The organism is Sphingobacterium sp. UT-1RO-CII-1 (assembly GCF_026711005.1).
GTDB lineage: Bacteria > Bacteroidota > Bacteroidia > Sphingobacteriales > Sphingobacteriaceae > Sphingobacterium.
In genome coordinates this window covers 112,324-128,730 of record NZ_JAPPVJ010000007.1, presented here as the reverse complement: position 1 = coordinate 128,730, position 16,407 = coordinate 112,324, and the positions used below count along the sequence as shown (strand labels likewise).

Below are 16,407 nucleotides of genomic sequence, written 5' to 3'. Positions count from 1 at the left end.
GAAATGAACAAACCTTTTTTACAATTAGTTGCTGAAGATATACAAACACGGTTTGGCGATCAACTTTCTGATGTAGCCATTGTTTTTAACAATAAGCGGCCTATTACTTATCTTAAAAAACATCTTTCGGATGTGTTTGGAAAAGCTATATGGTCGCCTCAATTTTTCACTATCCAAGAATTCATCAAGCTTTCAAGCGGCAAAACAGAGAGCAGTCAACTCACTCAGTTCTTCTATTTATACGAACTACATAACGCTATGCTTATCGAAGAAGGCATCGAACCGGAAACCTTAGAAGAGTTCTATCCGATAGCCGAGATAATACTCAGCGATTTTAGCCAGTTGGATTATGAACTCGTTAATGTCGATCATATATTCATGGAACTACACGATAGTACAAAAATAGACTTAGCGTTCCAGCAGTTCACTCCAGAGCAACAAGCATTCATCCGGCAGTTTTGGCAGTCGTTTAGTATAAACGGTCACACGGCCGTACAGCAACGTTTTCTACGTCTTTGGAAGCGTCTTCCAAAGCTTTACCTTAAATTTAAACAGAAACTACACAGCGAAAAACAAAGCAACTATCCTACCTTATATCGCAACTTAGTAGAAGGTAAAGCAGATAATCCCAATTTTATTCAAAAGTATAAAAAAGTACTTTTTATTGGTTTTAATGCGCTGAACAAAGCAGAAGCTCATTTATTTAAAAAATGGCAAGCGGAAGAAAAAGCACTTTTCTACTTCGATGCTGATGCTTATTATTTAGACGATAAACAACAGGAGGCGGGGCTATTCATTCGTAGAAATATACAAAGCCACAATCTACACAATGCGTTGGGCGAAAGTCCCAATATTATTGGCAACCGCAGCAACAATATACACTTATATGCTGCCGACGGTAAAAACAGCCAAACCAAGCTTTTACACCAAATTCTACTGCAAGAAGAAAAAGAAAATCAAAGCTCGGCCATATTACTTGCAGACGAAAGCCTACTCGTGCCATTGCTACAAAGCTTGCCCGATTTAAAGCCAAACATTACAACAGGGTATCCCTTAATGCAATCGCCTATTTATGGATTGCTTGATTTATGGATGAAAGTGCAAGAAGATATAGCTCATTTAAGGCGTAATAAAATACCTTTTCAATATGTAGAGACTTTTGCCAACCACCCATTGAGCCGCTTAGCAGATAAAGAGCGCTCTGAATTACTAAACAACATTACAGCAAAACAACTTTTTGAAGTAGATCTAGAATCTATACATATTAAAACCAGTGTGCTACCCTATTTTTTCAGACCGATCAGCAACAGCCAAGATTTACTTCCCAGCTTAATACATATACTGGAAACACTCCAAAACGCCATGGCTGAACAAGATCGAGTTGGACAAATTGACAGTAATTTACTAGTCGAAACCAAGAAAGTGCTCAATCAGCTTCAACTGGGCATAGACAGCCTTGCTCCAACCTCGATAGCTTTTCAAATAGGTTTGGTCAAAAAAGCGATTACCCCAATCAATTCAGCCATCGAAGGCGATCCGCTGAAAGGACTACAAATCATGGGATTACTAGAAAGCCGTTGCTTAAATTTTGACACTGTATATATATTAGGAGCCAACGAAGGCATTCTTCCTCCCACATCGAGCTCGCCTACATTTTTACCCAATAGCTTACGCATGGCCTACGATTTACCTATTTTAGAAAATCAAGATGCCCTGTCTGCTTATCTGTTCTACCGTAATTTTCAATATAGCAAAGGAATACATATATTTTACAATAGTCTTATTGATGAGAACAGTAGTGGCGAAGAGAGTCGATTTATCAAACAGCTGCAATTTGAAAGCAATTTCAATTTCATTACCCATCGACAACAGCAGCCTATACAATTTGGCGAACCAGCAAAAGAGCTAGTTATACCAAAACAAGGAGCAGTATGGACAACCTTATTCGACAACTATGTAGCAAAAAAGAAAAAATTATCAGCCACAGCCCTAACTAGCTACCTACAATCACCGCTACAGTTTTTCTTAAAATACGTCGCCGAAATTAAGGAGCCCCCAACACTTTCTCAAGAATTTGAAATGAACAAACTCGGAACTGTCATTCACGAAGTCATGGAGAAAGTATTACAGCCTTACAAAGGCGTAGAATCCTTTACATCAACCAACGAACTAAAAAAGAAGCTGACAATCATAGATCAACTTGTCATTCAAGAAATAGCTGTGCTATACCACGTGAAACTTGAGAAATTAGACGATCTAAACAGTATGCAACGCATTATGCATAAAATCGCTTACGAATACGTGTGTATGTATCTGCAATATGATATCGATCATTATCAAGCTTTCAAAATCATAGAGCTTGAAAATGATAAAGATTACAACCTTGATTTTCCAATCACTATTCAAGGGAAGGAAGAAACTATACGCTTATTCGGGATTATAGACCGCGTAGATGAAGTACTTACAGCAGATGGCGAGGTGAAAACAAGAATTGTAGACTATAAAACCGGGGGAGACAGTGTTGTATTTAAAAGCCTTGACAAAGTCTTTGCCTCCGACACCGACAATAAAGCCTTGGTCCAAACACTTTTCTACGCATATGTATTTGAAAAATGCAGCAATATAACGCAGCTTGAACCACATCTCTATGTCGCTCGTAAAATGCGGGAAGAAGGCTCTATTTTCAAAACAACCCGAGAGATTTTAGAAGGCCCTACCTTAGCAAAAGCTAAAGAAGAATTTGTTGTTTTTTTAAAACAAATACTAGAAGAGCTATTCAATCCTGATATTCCTTTCAAACATAACCCCGAAAATAAAATTTATGAATCGGACCCATATAAACTCTTTTATAAATATGCCGCAACTGAAGCCGAAGACGAGCATACTGTGGTCGATAATTAATTTTATCTAAAAAAATAAGGAGAGTTTATTTAACCCTTAAACTCTCCTTGCAAAAAATTCCAAAAAATAAGCTATTACTGTTCTGGTGCACACTGATAAATATCTGCTAAGTTTCGGCCAAGGCCGTCATAATCTAGACCGTAACCAACGACAAACTCCTTCTCTATTTCGAAACCCACGGCTAAAATATTATCGAAAGTATGCAGTAAACAGCTAGGCTTCAACAATAGGGCACAAACAGCTATACTTTTCACTTTTAATTTCTCCAGTGCTTCTATCGTATATTTCAGTGAATTTCCAGAATCAATTACATCTTCTACAAGAATAACATCCCTGCCTGTCAAATCAATCCCTACCCCAAGCAGCTCATTTATCTGTCCGTAGGCTGTTCCTTGGTAAGAAGACAATTTTACAAAAGACAGCTCGCACGGAATATCAACCTCCCTTATCAGATCTGCCATAAACATAAAACAACCATTCAAAACACCTATAAATACAGGCTTTTTATCCCCATATGTTTCGCTTATTTTTTGCCCCATTTCAGTTGTACGCTCTTTAATCTGATTAGCACTAATAAACAAATCAAAGGTTAAGTCGCCGACAATTACCTGTTTCATACATTCATCTTTTTACTTTGTAATATTTTATTATTCCAACAAGAGCAGCCTTTCTTCTTTTTCCAGCTCTTTAATTATAGCTTCTTGTTCCGCTTCTATATCCTCTGCTTCTAAACTATCCGACACTCCCGCAGGACGCGGAGGTCTTAAAGCTTCACGCAATTGCACTTGATAGAACCCATAGGCTTCCAACATTTCTTCTTCCTCCAATTGCCCTCTTTTCGCCATGATCGACCCGTAGGTATTAAAGTAGCGCTGTAGCCATGGTTTTAAATGTCCGCTATAATCAAAAGAAGACAAGCCTGTTTTCGGTCTCGGTACAATACTCGCTAGGTACAAGCTCTCTCCTAGCGTGAGCATACTTGGTGCTTTAGCAAAATAATACTGCGCAGCCTCCTGTATACCATATATATTTTTGCCCCATTCAATCACATTCAAGTACACTTCATACATCCGCTCTTTACTCACTTCTCCTGAATTTTCTATTAGCCATACCAATAGCACCTCTTCAAACTTTCGCATCATGGTTTTATTACGGTTCAGAAACACATTTTTCACCAATTGCATAGAGATAGTACTTGCTCCACGCTTGAATGCTTTCTCCTTAACATTCGTAATAAGAGATAATTTAAATGCTTCTTCTTCAAACCCTTTATGCTGAAAAAAATTAGGGTCCTCCGTGTTTAAAACGGATTTTCTCAAAACCGGAGCAATATCCTCCAATGCCGTAAACTTAGGATTAGATCTGCCCACCACAATCTCTCGCATCAATACCGAATCTTCGTAAGCTTTATAAACAAACGCTCCATTCATCTCTGTAGGATCAAGTGCTCCCCATTTTACTATTTTCAACTGCTTATCATCAATTTTCGAGCTAAAGCTCAGACTGTCCGGATTATCTATATTTATCTTAAAATCTAAATCATAAGCAACCTGCCCTTGCACTTCTATACCTTCTACACTATTAAACAGACCGGAAGGTATAGCATCAAATAATTTTTGCGCCTCAAAATACCCGGTATGCACCGCAAGTGAAAAAACTTTTTCGGGATTCATATCATAACGGATATGCGGATGTACAACAAAATCTTTAACCTTTACCGTACTTTCCGGATCAATCTCTACACTTGACTTTCCAATATTAATCTGCCCTTGTCCAGAAGCTTCGGGCCAAGACACCTTCTGCTCGGACAACCTGCGATGTTCTACGCTAAGGTTAGCAAACGACCAGCTCCCAGCTAATGTTAGCGAATCTCTACTTTGCCGTTTAACTTTTTCTAAATCAAAAACAAGTTCATCAAAACTAACACTTAAGCCATACTTGCCCTTTAAAAAAGGCAACTCCACATTCTCTTTTTCCGAAGAAACAACAAGCTTCATTTGCTGTCTTTTAGAATTTACATGCCCAGTCAAATTCCACTGCGCCTCATGGTTATTTAAAAATAATGCTGCTCTAAATTCTCCATCATCTATCAAGCCATCGGGCACATGCACCCGCTGCTCCATGTAATCATCACGGTATGACAGTTCAAAGTTTTTCACTTCCATATTACGAGGTATTTTAAAAAAAACCTCTTTGATAATACTTTCAAGCAAAGCTGCATAATTCTGTTCATTCGTTAGTTTCGCTACCGTGCTATCCTGTTGTTTTTTGCGAAATAAAAAATCATAATTGCTTAAGCTGTCCCGTTTAACAAAGCTCACTTGCGTATCATGGAGCTGTAAATTCCCGACTTTAACTTCGCCGAATAAAAGTGACCACAATTGAATGCTTATCTCCATATAACCGATGTCTGCAAGCTTCTCCCGATTATCAGGGAGAAGCTCTACATGGCGCATACTGACGCTATTCAGTCCCGAAAAACGAGCTTCTTCAACTTTAAATACGATAGCATAATCATCCCTGAACTTTCGCTCTACTTTTGCCAGTGTTTTGCTCAACAGCTCCTTCCGTATACTTAAACCCACTACTACTGATAAAGCTAATAGCCCGACCAGTACCCCTAGAGCAATCCATATTACCTTTTTATACGGCATTAAATATTCCTGTATGTCTTTCAGTTTCATATGACCTATTTAACATTTCGTCAAAATTAGACAATTATGACAAACTATTTTTCTTCAACTTTTATAACAACCCAAAAATGACATTATTGTAGCCTGCATTTTGTAGATTTGTTTAAGAAAATAGGATTATGGTTACTAAAGAAAATGTATTACACGCATTGAGTCATGTTGACGATCCGGACTTGAAAAAAGATCTCGTCACGCTTAACATGATTCAAAATATAGAGATATTACCGAATAAAGTAAAGTTTGATGTTGTTTTAACTACGCCCGCCTGCCCGCTCAAAGATCATATAGAGCATGCATGCCGTAATGCAATTGCACTTTTCATAGGCAAAGAAATCGAGGCAGAAATCAATATGACATCCCGGGTTATCAGTACCGAAACAGCACAACTTAACAATATAAAGAATATTATTTTAGTTTCTTCAGGAAAAGGCGGTGTTGGTAAATCTACTGTTGCCAGCAACCTAGCTCTAGCCTTGGCAGACACAGGCGCTAAAACCGGGCTCTTAGATGCAGATATTTATGGCCCGTCGCTTCCTATTATGTTTGGTCTGGAAAACGCACGCCCCGAGTCTATGAAAACTCCTGATGGCAAAACGAAAATGGTTCCTATTGAAAAATATGGTTTAAAACTATTATCTATCGGTTTCTTTACCGACCCCAACCAGCCAATTCCTTGGCGAGGGCCTATGGCCACCTCTGCCATAAAACAGCTTTTTGGTGATACCGAATGGGGCGAGCTAGATTATCTTGTTGTAGATATGCCACCAGGAACCGGAGATATTCATATCACTGTAGCACAATCCTATCCTATATCGGGCGCTGTCATTGTCACGACACCACAGCAAGTAGCCGTAGCCGATGCTGTAAAAGGATTAGCGATGTATCAAATGGAAGGTATTAATATCCCAATTATCGGTATTGTGGAAAATATGGCTTACTTCTCCCCTGCTGAGCTACCGGATAATAAATACTATATTTTTGGAAAAGACGGAGGTAAAAGATTAGCCGAAAGTAACAACGTGACGCTTCTTGGCGAAATCCCGTTAGTCAAGTCAGTAGCGGATGCCGGAGACAATGGTTTTCCAATTTTATTGGATGCAGAAGAAAAAGTAGTAGAGTCGTTTAGAGATATTGCCGGTAAAGTAGCACAGGAACTATCCATCTTAGCAAGAAAATAAGAAATTATGCCTGATCTTAACAGGCAAATATTTTAAAAGGCTGTGTATTTATAGTTTAATACACAGCCTTTTTATAATATAATTTATCAACTCCTTTGTCCCCCCCTACATTCATGCAATAGCTTAACCGGCTTTAAAGTTTTAGCTACTTTTATAATATTTTTAAAATAAAGGGGGGATCATCCCCCTTAACACCTCTTCCATTTCTCAAAAAAACATACCTACAACGGCTTATAACGCCACTCCTGTAAGAATGTAACTTTTCAAAAAATAGCTCTTCGACTCACCTTTTTTGAGCTCACCTAGCTTAGAAGCTTTAAAACGCCTGTCGTCTTTCAAAATATCATCCCCTCACTCACTTCTTTTTTGATATACATTTGAATTGTAAGCGATGAGGAAGTAAAAACAAAGCTTCAGATAGGTGGCATAACGCAGCAATTGTTCTGTGTCTGCCTACCACGGGAATAAAAAAACATACCATAACAAAACTGTAAAAGTAAAAGAGAGATCGCCGCACTACGCTCGCGATGACGGAGAGAAAAAACAACACAGAGATCATAAACACAAAACAGGACCGACCTCGGATACTGTCGCGTAAAGAAAGCAATCAAAAAGACCGAACAGAATAGGTTTCCGAAGTGAAGCGTAGCGAAACGGCTTAAACCTATTCCGGGCTTAAAGATGCTTTTAGCGAAACAGCATCCCAGTCTTGATTTTTCATTACTTTTTATCAAGAAAAAGTAAAACTAAACACAGTCGTAACGGCATAAAAAAACATACCATAACAAATCATCTCGAGAAAAACCTTTGTTATAACACAAATTTTCAAAAAATATGTGCCTTAGCTTTGCTTAAAGCAAAAGATAGAAATACATGAACAAGAAAATCATAAAATACAGCCCTTACATTTTCATACTCCTTTGGGGGTATGCTGCCATCGTCAAGTTATACAACTGGGATAGCAGCCGCAGAGAAATGCAGCTACAGATTTTCCCAGGCTGGCTGGCGAATATCTTGTTCTGGTTTATCCCCCTACTAGGCCTTATCGTTGCGGGCTTGCTCATACAGCGCCGCACAACTTTAATAGGCATCAAAACCTCTGTCGGCTTACTCGGCCTATTTACACTTTACCTCGCTTTAGGGGCTGCCAAAGTTTTTGGCAAAGTTCCCTGCGCCTGTGGTGGCATACTCAACAATGCCAGCCATATAGAACACATTTTTTTCAATATAGCATTTATTGCTTTAGGTATATATACATGGATATTGGCCTCTAGAAGCCTCCCTGTTGGAGATGTCCAGACGGATGCAGGCAGAAGGGAGGGTAGCAAAAACCAGTGACTAACATAGGCTTGCAGGGTGCAGACCTCCCCTGCCATACATCATATGTGTTATCCTCTTTCAGGCAAAGGTCAAGGTATTGCCAAGAGGCAGGTCATGCAACGGACCTGGGTAAATCGAAGCATACGAACGTTTTAATACTTTTCAATTATGAAAAAACTATTTAAAAACTTCAACATACTGGGCTTAGTCGCTTTTATCGCTGCTGGAATATTCGCTATTTCATGGACAGAGATAAAAAAGAACGATGAGGTGCTTTGGTATCAAGTGGAGCTTAAGCAAGGAGGATCTCCAGCTAACAATAGTGATCTAGAGATTGTTGGTTTATATCCAGGTGGTGCGCCAACTACCCCTTGCACATCTACAGACGATAGCAAACCTCTTTGTGCGAAAGAATTAGAGCTTCCCGCTTCTACTACTTTCCCGATCACCATGCAGGATGTCATCGACAACGGCTACGCCCAGGGTGATTCGCGTCACAGACCGGAATAATTCATAAGCATGTTTTCATCACGGGGCTAATACCGAGGATTAGGGGCTAAAAAGCCCCTAATCTTTTTTCTCAGCTTCTTTTTGGCAGCCCCCAATACCATACTCCCGTATCCCATTTGTTTTCATGCCGTTCACCTTTTACTGTACGCTCTAGCGTTTCTGTATACATCCCCTCTGCATTCAATCTTCTTAAATCTTCCCAACGAATAGCTCGAAAGCACAATTCTTTTCTACGTTCTTCCAACACCTTACCCACTAATTGGTCTTTAGACAGTCCTTTCTTCAACTTATAATCAGCACCTTTTTCATAACGATTTTTCAGCAGCTTTTCCAATATTGCTTGTGCATCGTCTAGGGCATTATCCCTTGCCAAACATTCTGCCATTATAAGGTAAGCCTCCGCAGTTGTTAAACCGTCATAATAAGTATAATTATTACCACTCAACTGACCATTAAAAACCCAGCGACCATCCTCTTGCTCAAGAAAAAATATTTTACTTCTTAAATCCCTCGTTTCATAAAGATTGAGAAGATTGCTGGAAACATTCATCCGCCTATCACTCATAAAATAGCCGCCCTCTGAAGAGTGATAAAACAAAATTTCAGGGTTTGACAATCCATAATCTTCTTTAAACGGCGATGCTGTCGTTTGCTCTATGACATTAAAATCTAACAAATCCAGGCTTAGCGACACACATTCTTGCGCATGGGCCAGCGCCTTCTTGTAATCGTGCATCTGCAAATAGATTTTTGATAACAATAAATTTGCTGCCGAACGGTTTGGTCTGGTTTTCGCTGGTTGCGAAAGAGGTAGCAACTGTATAGCCTCTTCTACCGCTTCAATCAGGTGTTCATAATAATCTTTGTATGATAAGTAGCGTTCCTTTACCTCCAAGTCATAATCTGTACGGAACGGAATAGGGCATATTTCGTTTTCCATCTCTTTTTTCCATGGCTTTCCATAATGCTGCATTAGCCTAAAGTAATTCCAACTGCGGTGGAATAAAGCAATCCCCCTTAATTTATCCCACTCCTCCGTTTCTTGAGCAGAATTGCCCGACTTCTTACCTGCTAGCACTAGGTTAGTATACATAATGCGGGCGTACGTAATATTCCAGTCCTGAAATTCCTTATCTTCAAATAAATCACCTTTCTCCCAAGTATAAGCTCTTTTCTCAGGCAAATAATTGACAATATTTATCGCATCGTACACTTCATCTGCTACTATGTACTCTTCGCCTGCACCCAAAAGTAATCTACTAGTGATATTCCCATTCATCATGCTCTTATAATCCATAAGAGCCAAAAAGTCTTTGGCTGAAGCAGGCACCACCTGATTAGCATTCCGTTTTTTATCTAAAAACTCTTTGCCACAACCTATACAGGAAAGTATGACAAGAATAAATAAGTATATATGTTTCATAATCATAATGTTTAAAAATTAGCCTGCACACCAATGGAAAATGACTTTGGAGTTCTATATTCTGCATTTGCAAAGTCAGGGTCTATCCCCTGTTTATTTGCTTTCCACAGTATACCCAAGTCCCGGGCATAGGCAAATACACGCAGCTCTGCAAATCCACCGGTAGCAGACCTCGGCAACGTATAAGACAGGTTAATATCCTGCAGGCGAACCTGATCTCCACGAGTGACCAACACTTCTGCATCGTCATATATACTAGCCGAATAAGTCACATTATCACCAATTTTTCTAGTAGCAGGTATGTCTGTTCGCTTCTCATCCCCTGGCTTCTGCCATCTGTCTACGTAATCCGAATGATACACCATCCCATATACACCTCCAAAATTGGACATGCGTCTAAATTTGTAGTTGCCTTTCCAACTCAAAAGAAAGTCTAAAGAAAAGCCTTTATAGAAAAATGTATTTCGCAAAGAACCATAAAGCGGAGGAACTCTTAGCCCCTCTCTTACTAAACCAGACAACTCTAACTGATTAAAATATGCCGTATAATCCTGTGATTCAATACCATCTATTAGCACGGTTGGATAACCATTCTCAGGGCTTAAACCATACCACGGAAGTGCCCATAGCACATCTTTACTTTCTCCTAATATGGGTATATTACCATTTAAGTAATTAGAAACAGGCAAACTTTCATTCCCTTTATATTCCTTCACCTTATTGGTCGTATAGCTCAATAGCAACGTGCTGTTCCATTGAAACTGCCCGACTAAGTTTCTGCTGTTCAACTGCAAATCCCAACCCTTAGTGCGCAGGTCTGCATAATTGATCAGATTCGACGAAGCGGCTAATGAACCTTTGTATATGCCTGTATTTGTCGGTAAAATATCTTCCCCGATCAGGTCATGCGCATTCTTCACATAATACTCAATAGAGCCCGACAGGCGGTTCTTTAACGCACGAAAATCTGCCCCAAAATTCAGCGTATTCACCTGCTCCCAGCGTAAAGACGGGTTACCTACACTTCTCACCGTAGCATTTGCAAACCCTGTATGCGCATCTATCGCTCCATAATAAATGACAGGATAAGCGCTCACGCTCTTGTTCACATTGCCTGCGCTGCCATAGGTAGTCCGCAACCTGAGGTAAGGCAGCCAATCTACCGCATAAAAGCCTTCTTTACTGATATCCCAGCTTCCACCCACTGACCAAAGCGGCGTGCCCTTTTGGTTGGTCTTCACGCCAAAAAGGTTGGAACCATCCCAACGCGCAGAACCCGACAAAATGTAACGCTCCTTAAAAGTATAGCTGGCATTTCCAAAGTACGACAGGTAACGGTCAGTAAATTGCCGCCTGGTAGATGATGGAGCGGGTAAACGCAAATTAAATCCGCCAGGGTTACTTTTATAATATTCGGGATAATTATACGACGCAGACCCCAACAGTAATTCTGGATCATAATTGTACAAGGTTTTGCCCGGAAAGGTATTCTGCACAAAGCTGCGGATTTCGCCTCCTGCCAAAGCAGCGATAACATGATCCCTGCCAAAACTCTGCGTATAGTTTAGCTGCGCACGCCCCGAGTGGCTAGCCGAAGCGTTAGGATCGCCCTCCTGATAGATGCCCGCATTAGGGACAATCATCTTGCCATCGGGCTGCGTAAATTTATTGATCAGGTCGCGCGCATAATAGCTGTCCTTATCATAAACCACACTGCTCTGGCCACTCCCTTTTACATATTGATAGGTCGCTAAAAAGTTAAAACGCTCTAAAAAGCTATATTTCAAGCCCAAGTTAGCCCGCAGCTCTTCCCGCTTACTACGCCTATCTACTAAATCCCGATCTTCCAAAGGCCTATACTCCCAATCCAGCAGCCCCATTTCTTCAGCCCCCTGTACATAAGCGCGCCGTAGGTCTTTAATAACGGGAAGCGCATTCCCCTCTTCGTCCATCAGACGGGTGTAGGGAGACAGGCCTACGTAACTGCTATAGCCCTTAATGTCGTTTATGCCTATACCGTTATTTTTGCCCCGCTGCTCGGCATACCACAAACTCGCACTAACTTCCATATCCCGAAAAGGCTTGAAAGTATTCTGCAGATTGAGGTTGATACGGTTATGATCATTACCGATAATATCCGCGCGCCCTTTATCATAATTGGCTGAAAAGAAATAATTATAGCGTTCGCCACCGCCCCTACCGCTCAAGGCATGTTGCTGCGAAACCGACGATTGGTACAAGTGCTCCATCGCTTCTTCACGCACTTCTGTTTGCTGCAAAATAGCTTCTTGGCGGTCAAAGTCCGCCCTGGAGAGCGTGCCGTTCTCCAGCGCAATCAACATTTCTACATACTCGGGGAAAGCCAGCTCCCGGTTGTTTACCGGATAATATCCACCATGTTCATATTTTTCTTTTTCAATTTCCATAACTACAGATGACGGCAGCCTATTGCGGCTGTACAGCAGGTCGGGCTTCTGACTTACCGTAACATTACTGCTCAGCGAAAGCTGCGACCTTTCGTTATAGCGCCCCTGCTTGGTGGTAATCACGATCACGCCGTTAGCTGCCCGTGCACCCCATATCGAAGCCGCTGCAGCATCTTTCAATACCGTTACACTTTCCACATCATTCGGGTTGATGCTAGAGATATCACCCTCGTAAGGAAAATTGTCTATCACGATGAGCGGTGTAGCATCTGAATGCAGGGTAGCTATGCCGCGCACCCGTATATCTGCTGTTTCGGTGCCGCCGGGGTTCACAAACTGCACACCCGAAGCCAGACCTTCTAAACGCTGCAGGATATTGCCACCCGTCGAGCGGTTTAGCAGTTCGTTATTTACTACCGTAAATGACCCCGTTGCACGCTCTTTAGGTACTTCATAAAACCCCGTATGAACCACTTCCACCCCTTCTATCTGCGAACCATCTTTCTGCATATACAGCTTAAAGTCTCCCTGCTCGGAAGCAACCCATAACCGCTGTTCTGTATAGCCTACATAGCTAACAAACAGGGAGTCGGGCAGGCTAACATCTGAAAATGAAAACTTTCCTTCTTTATCCGTCTGTGATGATTTATTGTTGTTTTGCAAAAATACTGTAGCCCCTGACAATCGATCCCCATTATCAGAATACAGAACACCATAAACCTGCGCCTCAGCAACATAAACTAAAACAGCAAAGCCTATAAAAAGTAAAAACCTTATCATAATTTAAATCCTTCTTTTTTAATTTAATGTTTTATCAAAATAGGTGTAGTAATCATTCATCTCAATATCAAGCGGCTTGCGCATTAATGCTTTTCTAACAAGCTCTGCATTTACGTCTTTATGTTTAGGGATAGCCAGTAACTGACCGTCCATTATCCATACCTGCCCAAAACTTCTATGCGCATAGAATAATTGATTGATAAGCGTATCCGCCTTATTTCCCACGGCAATAGGCAATTCCCAACCTCGCTTGTCAGCAAATGCTGAGACCAACTTATTATCACCGTACAGATGTACAGCTAGCACCGCCACGTCTGATTTAAATTCTTTTTGTAAAGCATTCCATATGTCAATAGATGCGATACACGGCCTGCATGCGGTATTAAAAAAATCCAAAATAAGGAGCTTATCTTTAAAGTCAGATAATTCTAATTTCTCACGCCCTAGAGGATCGTTGGTAAGTAATAATTCTTGCATCCAAAAAGCTTCAGGCAACCGGTCCCCTAACACGACCCCTGCTTCGGGAACAGCTAGCTCAGCGTTTTTAGAGCCAGTCGCCCCACCTTGGCGGGGCTTCTGAGCCTGTGCTTCCATAACGGAAGCGAAACTAAACAGCACACAAAATATCGTTGATAACACCGCAGCTGATCGCCTTCCGTCACGGCGAGCAATGCGAAGCAGCCTCTCTTTTACCACTCCCCTTACCCTACTATCTCTCTCCACGCCATAGCCAGTTGTCCCGCGGGCGCGGGACTTCTGAACATTACAACTAAACTGATAATAAATTGTGCTGAGAGACAGCAATAAACATTGAAAGCTATTTAGAAATAAGTAATATCTATTCTTTATAGGTTTTGAAAGGGCATAACAATCCCCTTTGCGTAAAAATCGCATCATAATAATCTGGTTTTTAATTCTTTTTATTGAATAAATAAGTCAAAAAACCGACTTTCCTCCCCATGTTTATGCCATAGGGAAAACGCAACAGCTTGGGAATACTAAAAAATCAGGCTATATTTATTGTGCAAACATGAAATTGACCGATTTTTAGCAAACTTAAAAACTGTATAGTTTTTATAGGAAAAGTCGGCAGACAGATACAGAGGGCACGTTAAAGCATTGTGATGCTCAAACGCTTATACTATGTTTTGAAAAGGTTTTATTAGGCGCCTTTTCTTTATGTAATATATTGGCTGATAAGCCTACCCTTTTTGCATCTGTTTATTTTTAGCCTGCCGTTAATCCGGCGGGCAACAAACGTTCTTTATCAATAACGATAAGGTGTAAGCAAGCCGCCCCTGCAATTGCAGCTGCTGCTTGTAAATGGGAAATGACTCTTTGTGTATCATACAATTTATAATGTTGGTTATACATTTTTAAAAAGAGTCTCAAGAGAAAGTAAAACAGGGCTAATAAAAAAAAGGCTAGCCTCTACTATCTTTCATTGAACATCTGGTACGGCAAAGAACCTCAACACAATTCCAGATAGGGAGGCTAGCCCCTTCTTTTTGTAAAAATACAAAAAGTATGGGGGTTCGCAAACCCTACGTCCCGTGTATTTGAAATTTGCCGTTTCGATGTTCGAGACTCAATCAGATAAACTGATTATAAGACAAATATAATATTAAAATACATTATTTGAAAGCTTTTAACCAAATAATTAATCTCAATCATAAAATGGCTAATTTGACAGCTCTAGGTAGCTTTTTGACTATAAATAATATTTCACAAAAGTCTGTTGCAGACTCCACAAAATTTTCAACAACTAAGGTCAATAAACTATTTAATGACAAAAACACATTACTATATGCAGACGAATTTTATAAAATAATAAAATGCACTCATCTCAATTTTGATGTTAGCTGTGATAAAATTTTTCAGAGCTCACAAATCAAAAGCCCAGACAACAAATGGGAATCCAAACTCGGACAATTGCTATTTAATGTATTCAAGCCACAGAGTTATTTAGAAAACGCTACAGGAATTAAGAACGTAAGGTTAAACAAACTTTTGACAAACACTTACAAAAGGCCTTATGCAGAAGAGTTATATATTATCGCAAAACTTTTAGAAATCAGCCCCAGTCAATTATTTGAGTACTTCTACGGTGACGGTGAACGCCCTATAATATTGGTGCCATTTGTAAAGGAGAATAAAGAAAAATAAAAGTATAAAACCGGCAAATGAAAAACAACTATGACCAAAGTATAGGGAATATCACAACAGCAAATAGAAAACAGAATCTTCAAAATTCGTGGCGAACAGGTCTGCTGGATAGAGATCTGGCTGATATGTATCGAGTTGAAGTTTAAAAGACTAACTAAGCAAGGTCAAAAGAAATAGTGAACGTTTTCCTAAATCTTTTCGATTTCAACTGAGTGATATAGAAAAAAAATGAATTGGTCGCAAATTGCGACCGGTTTGAAAAACTAAAGTATGCTTCTACAAACCCTTATGCGTTTACTGAACAAGGAGTAACTATGCTCTCTGCTGTTTTGAGAAGCGATATCGCTGTTAGGGTTAGCATTCAAATAATCAATGCTTTTGTAAGGAGGCATAAAAAAGCCATCCCAATTTACATCAAGAAGGCTCAAAATACCTATAAATATACTATCTATTATCTAGAGGTTTTCTACCTCTTCTACAGAAAAGCCCGTGCCCTTAGCAATATCTGCAATAGGTAGACCTATTTTCTTAAACTCTAAAGCTATGGCAATGGCTTCTTCTTTCTTACTCTTTTCTATTCCAGTCTGGATTGAAAAATAGTTAAAACACGTTTACACACTTATTGGGATGGTGTCACATTGCCCGCAAAGCGTTGCTAAAAGGGATCACTTTGTCACGTTCAGCGACTGCTCTTCACCATCCAGTGATCACCTCTTAACAAAAAGCAACCACATTTACACAACAAGGGATCACTTAATACCAAGAAGTGATCACTTTGTAAGAAAATGTGATCACTTTACACTAAAATGTGACCACTTCATCACGCATAGTGATCACTTCTTCGTAAAAAGGAATCACAAGTTCAGAAATACGAATCACTATAAACCAACAAGAGATCACTTTGTAAGAAAATGTAATCACTTTACACTAAAATGCGACCACTTCATCACGCATAGTGATCACTTCTTCGTAAAAAGGAATCACAAGTTCAGAATACGAATCACTATAAA

Annotated in this window: 12 protein-coding genes; 6 read left to right on the top strand and 6 right to left on the bottom strand. The window is 40.0% G+C overall.

The window, feature by feature from the left end; all coding sequences use genetic code 11:
• Positions 1-3 precede the first annotated feature (3 nt).
• Positions 4-2,901, top strand: coding sequence for a PD-(D/E)XK nuclease family protein (locus ORI89_RS15455; protein WP_268231411.1), 2,898 nt, complete (start codon positions 4-6; stop codon positions 2,899-2,901).
• 74 nt (positions 2,902-2,975) lie between these two features.
• On the opposite strand, the gene hpt is transcribed toward ORI89_RS15455, so the two are convergent.
• On the bottom strand, positions 2,976-3,518 hold the full coding sequence (gene hpt / locus ORI89_RS15450) for a hypoxanthine phosphoribosyltransferase (RefSeq protein ID WP_268231410.1): 543 nt from the start codon (positions 3,516-3,518) through the stop codon (positions 2,976-2,978).
• 30 nt (positions 3,519-3,548) lie between these two features.
• Positions 3,549-5,585 (bottom strand): transglycosylase domain-containing protein, encoded by a 2,037-nt coding sequence (locus ORI89_RS15445; RefSeq protein ID WP_268231409.1) that lies wholly within the window; start codon positions 5,583-5,585, stop codon positions 3,549-3,551.
• Between the two features lie 128 nt (positions 5,586-5,713).
• Between ORI89_RS15445 and ORI89_RS15440 the strand changes: the two genes are divergently transcribed.
• The 3 genes from ORI89_RS15440 to ORI89_RS15430 all read left to right on the top strand — a co-directional run bounded on the left by ORI89_RS15440 (position 5,714) and on the right by ORI89_RS15430 (position 8,602).
• Complete coding sequence (locus tag ORI89_RS15440; protein WP_268231408.1) at positions 5,714-6,772, top strand: Mrp/NBP35 family ATP-binding protein; 1,059 nt, start codon at positions 5,714-5,716, stop codon at positions 6,770-6,772.
• A gap of 873 nt (positions 6,773-7,645) precedes the next feature.
• Complete coding sequence (locus tag ORI89_RS15435) at positions 7,646-8,110, top strand: MauE/DoxX family redox-associated membrane protein (RefSeq protein WP_268231407.1); 465 nt, start codon at positions 7,646-7,648, stop codon at positions 8,108-8,110.
• A 150-nt stretch (positions 8,111-8,260) separates the two neighbouring features.
• Positions 8,261-8,602, top strand: a complete 342-nt coding sequence (locus tag ORI89_RS15430; RefSeq protein ID WP_268231406.1) for a hypothetical protein — start codon at positions 8,261-8,263, stop codon at positions 8,600-8,602.
• Positions 8,603-8,672: 70 nt separating this feature from the next.
• Here the strand turns inward: ORI89_RS15430 and ORI89_RS15425 are convergent, their stop codons facing one another.
• The 4 genes from ORI89_RS15425 to ORI89_RS15410 all read right to left on the bottom strand — a co-directional run bounded on the left by ORI89_RS15425 (position 8,673) and on the right by ORI89_RS15410 (position 14,605).
• Positions 8,673-10,025, bottom strand: a complete 1,353-nt coding sequence (locus tag ORI89_RS15425) for a RagB/SusD family nutrient uptake outer membrane protein (RefSeq protein WP_268231405.1) — start codon at positions 10,023-10,025, stop codon at positions 8,673-8,675.
• Between the two features lie 11 nt (positions 10,026-10,036).
• Positions 10,037-13,231 (bottom strand): SusC/RagA family TonB-linked outer membrane protein, encoded by a 3,195-nt coding sequence (locus ORI89_RS15420; RefSeq protein ID WP_268231404.1) that lies wholly within the window; start codon positions 13,229-13,231, stop codon positions 10,037-10,039.
• Between the two features lie 18 nt (positions 13,232-13,249).
• On the bottom strand, positions 13,250-14,128 hold the full coding sequence (locus tag ORI89_RS15415; protein ID WP_268231403.1) for a TlpA family protein disulfide reductase: 879 nt from the start codon (positions 14,126-14,128) through the stop codon (positions 13,250-13,252).
• 330 nt (positions 14,129-14,458) lie between these two features.
• Positions 14,459-14,605: a hypothetical protein gene (locus ORI89_RS15410; RefSeq protein WP_268231402.1), complete on the bottom strand. Its 147-nt coding sequence runs from the start codon at positions 14,603-14,605 to the stop codon at positions 14,459-14,461.
• Positions 14,606-14,869: 264 nt separating this feature from the next.
• Between ORI89_RS15410 and ORI89_RS15405 the strand changes: the two genes are divergently transcribed.
• Positions 14,870-15,397 (top strand): helix-turn-helix domain-containing protein, encoded by a 528-nt coding sequence (locus tag ORI89_RS15405; RefSeq protein WP_268231401.1) that lies wholly within the window; start codon positions 14,870-14,872, stop codon positions 15,395-15,397.
• A gap of 17 nt (positions 15,398-15,414) precedes the next feature.
• On the top strand, positions 15,415-15,543 hold the full coding sequence (locus ORI89_RS15400; protein ID WP_268231400.1) for a hypothetical protein: 129 nt from the start codon (positions 15,415-15,417) through the stop codon (positions 15,541-15,543).
• Positions 15,544-16,407 lie beyond the last annotated feature (864 nt).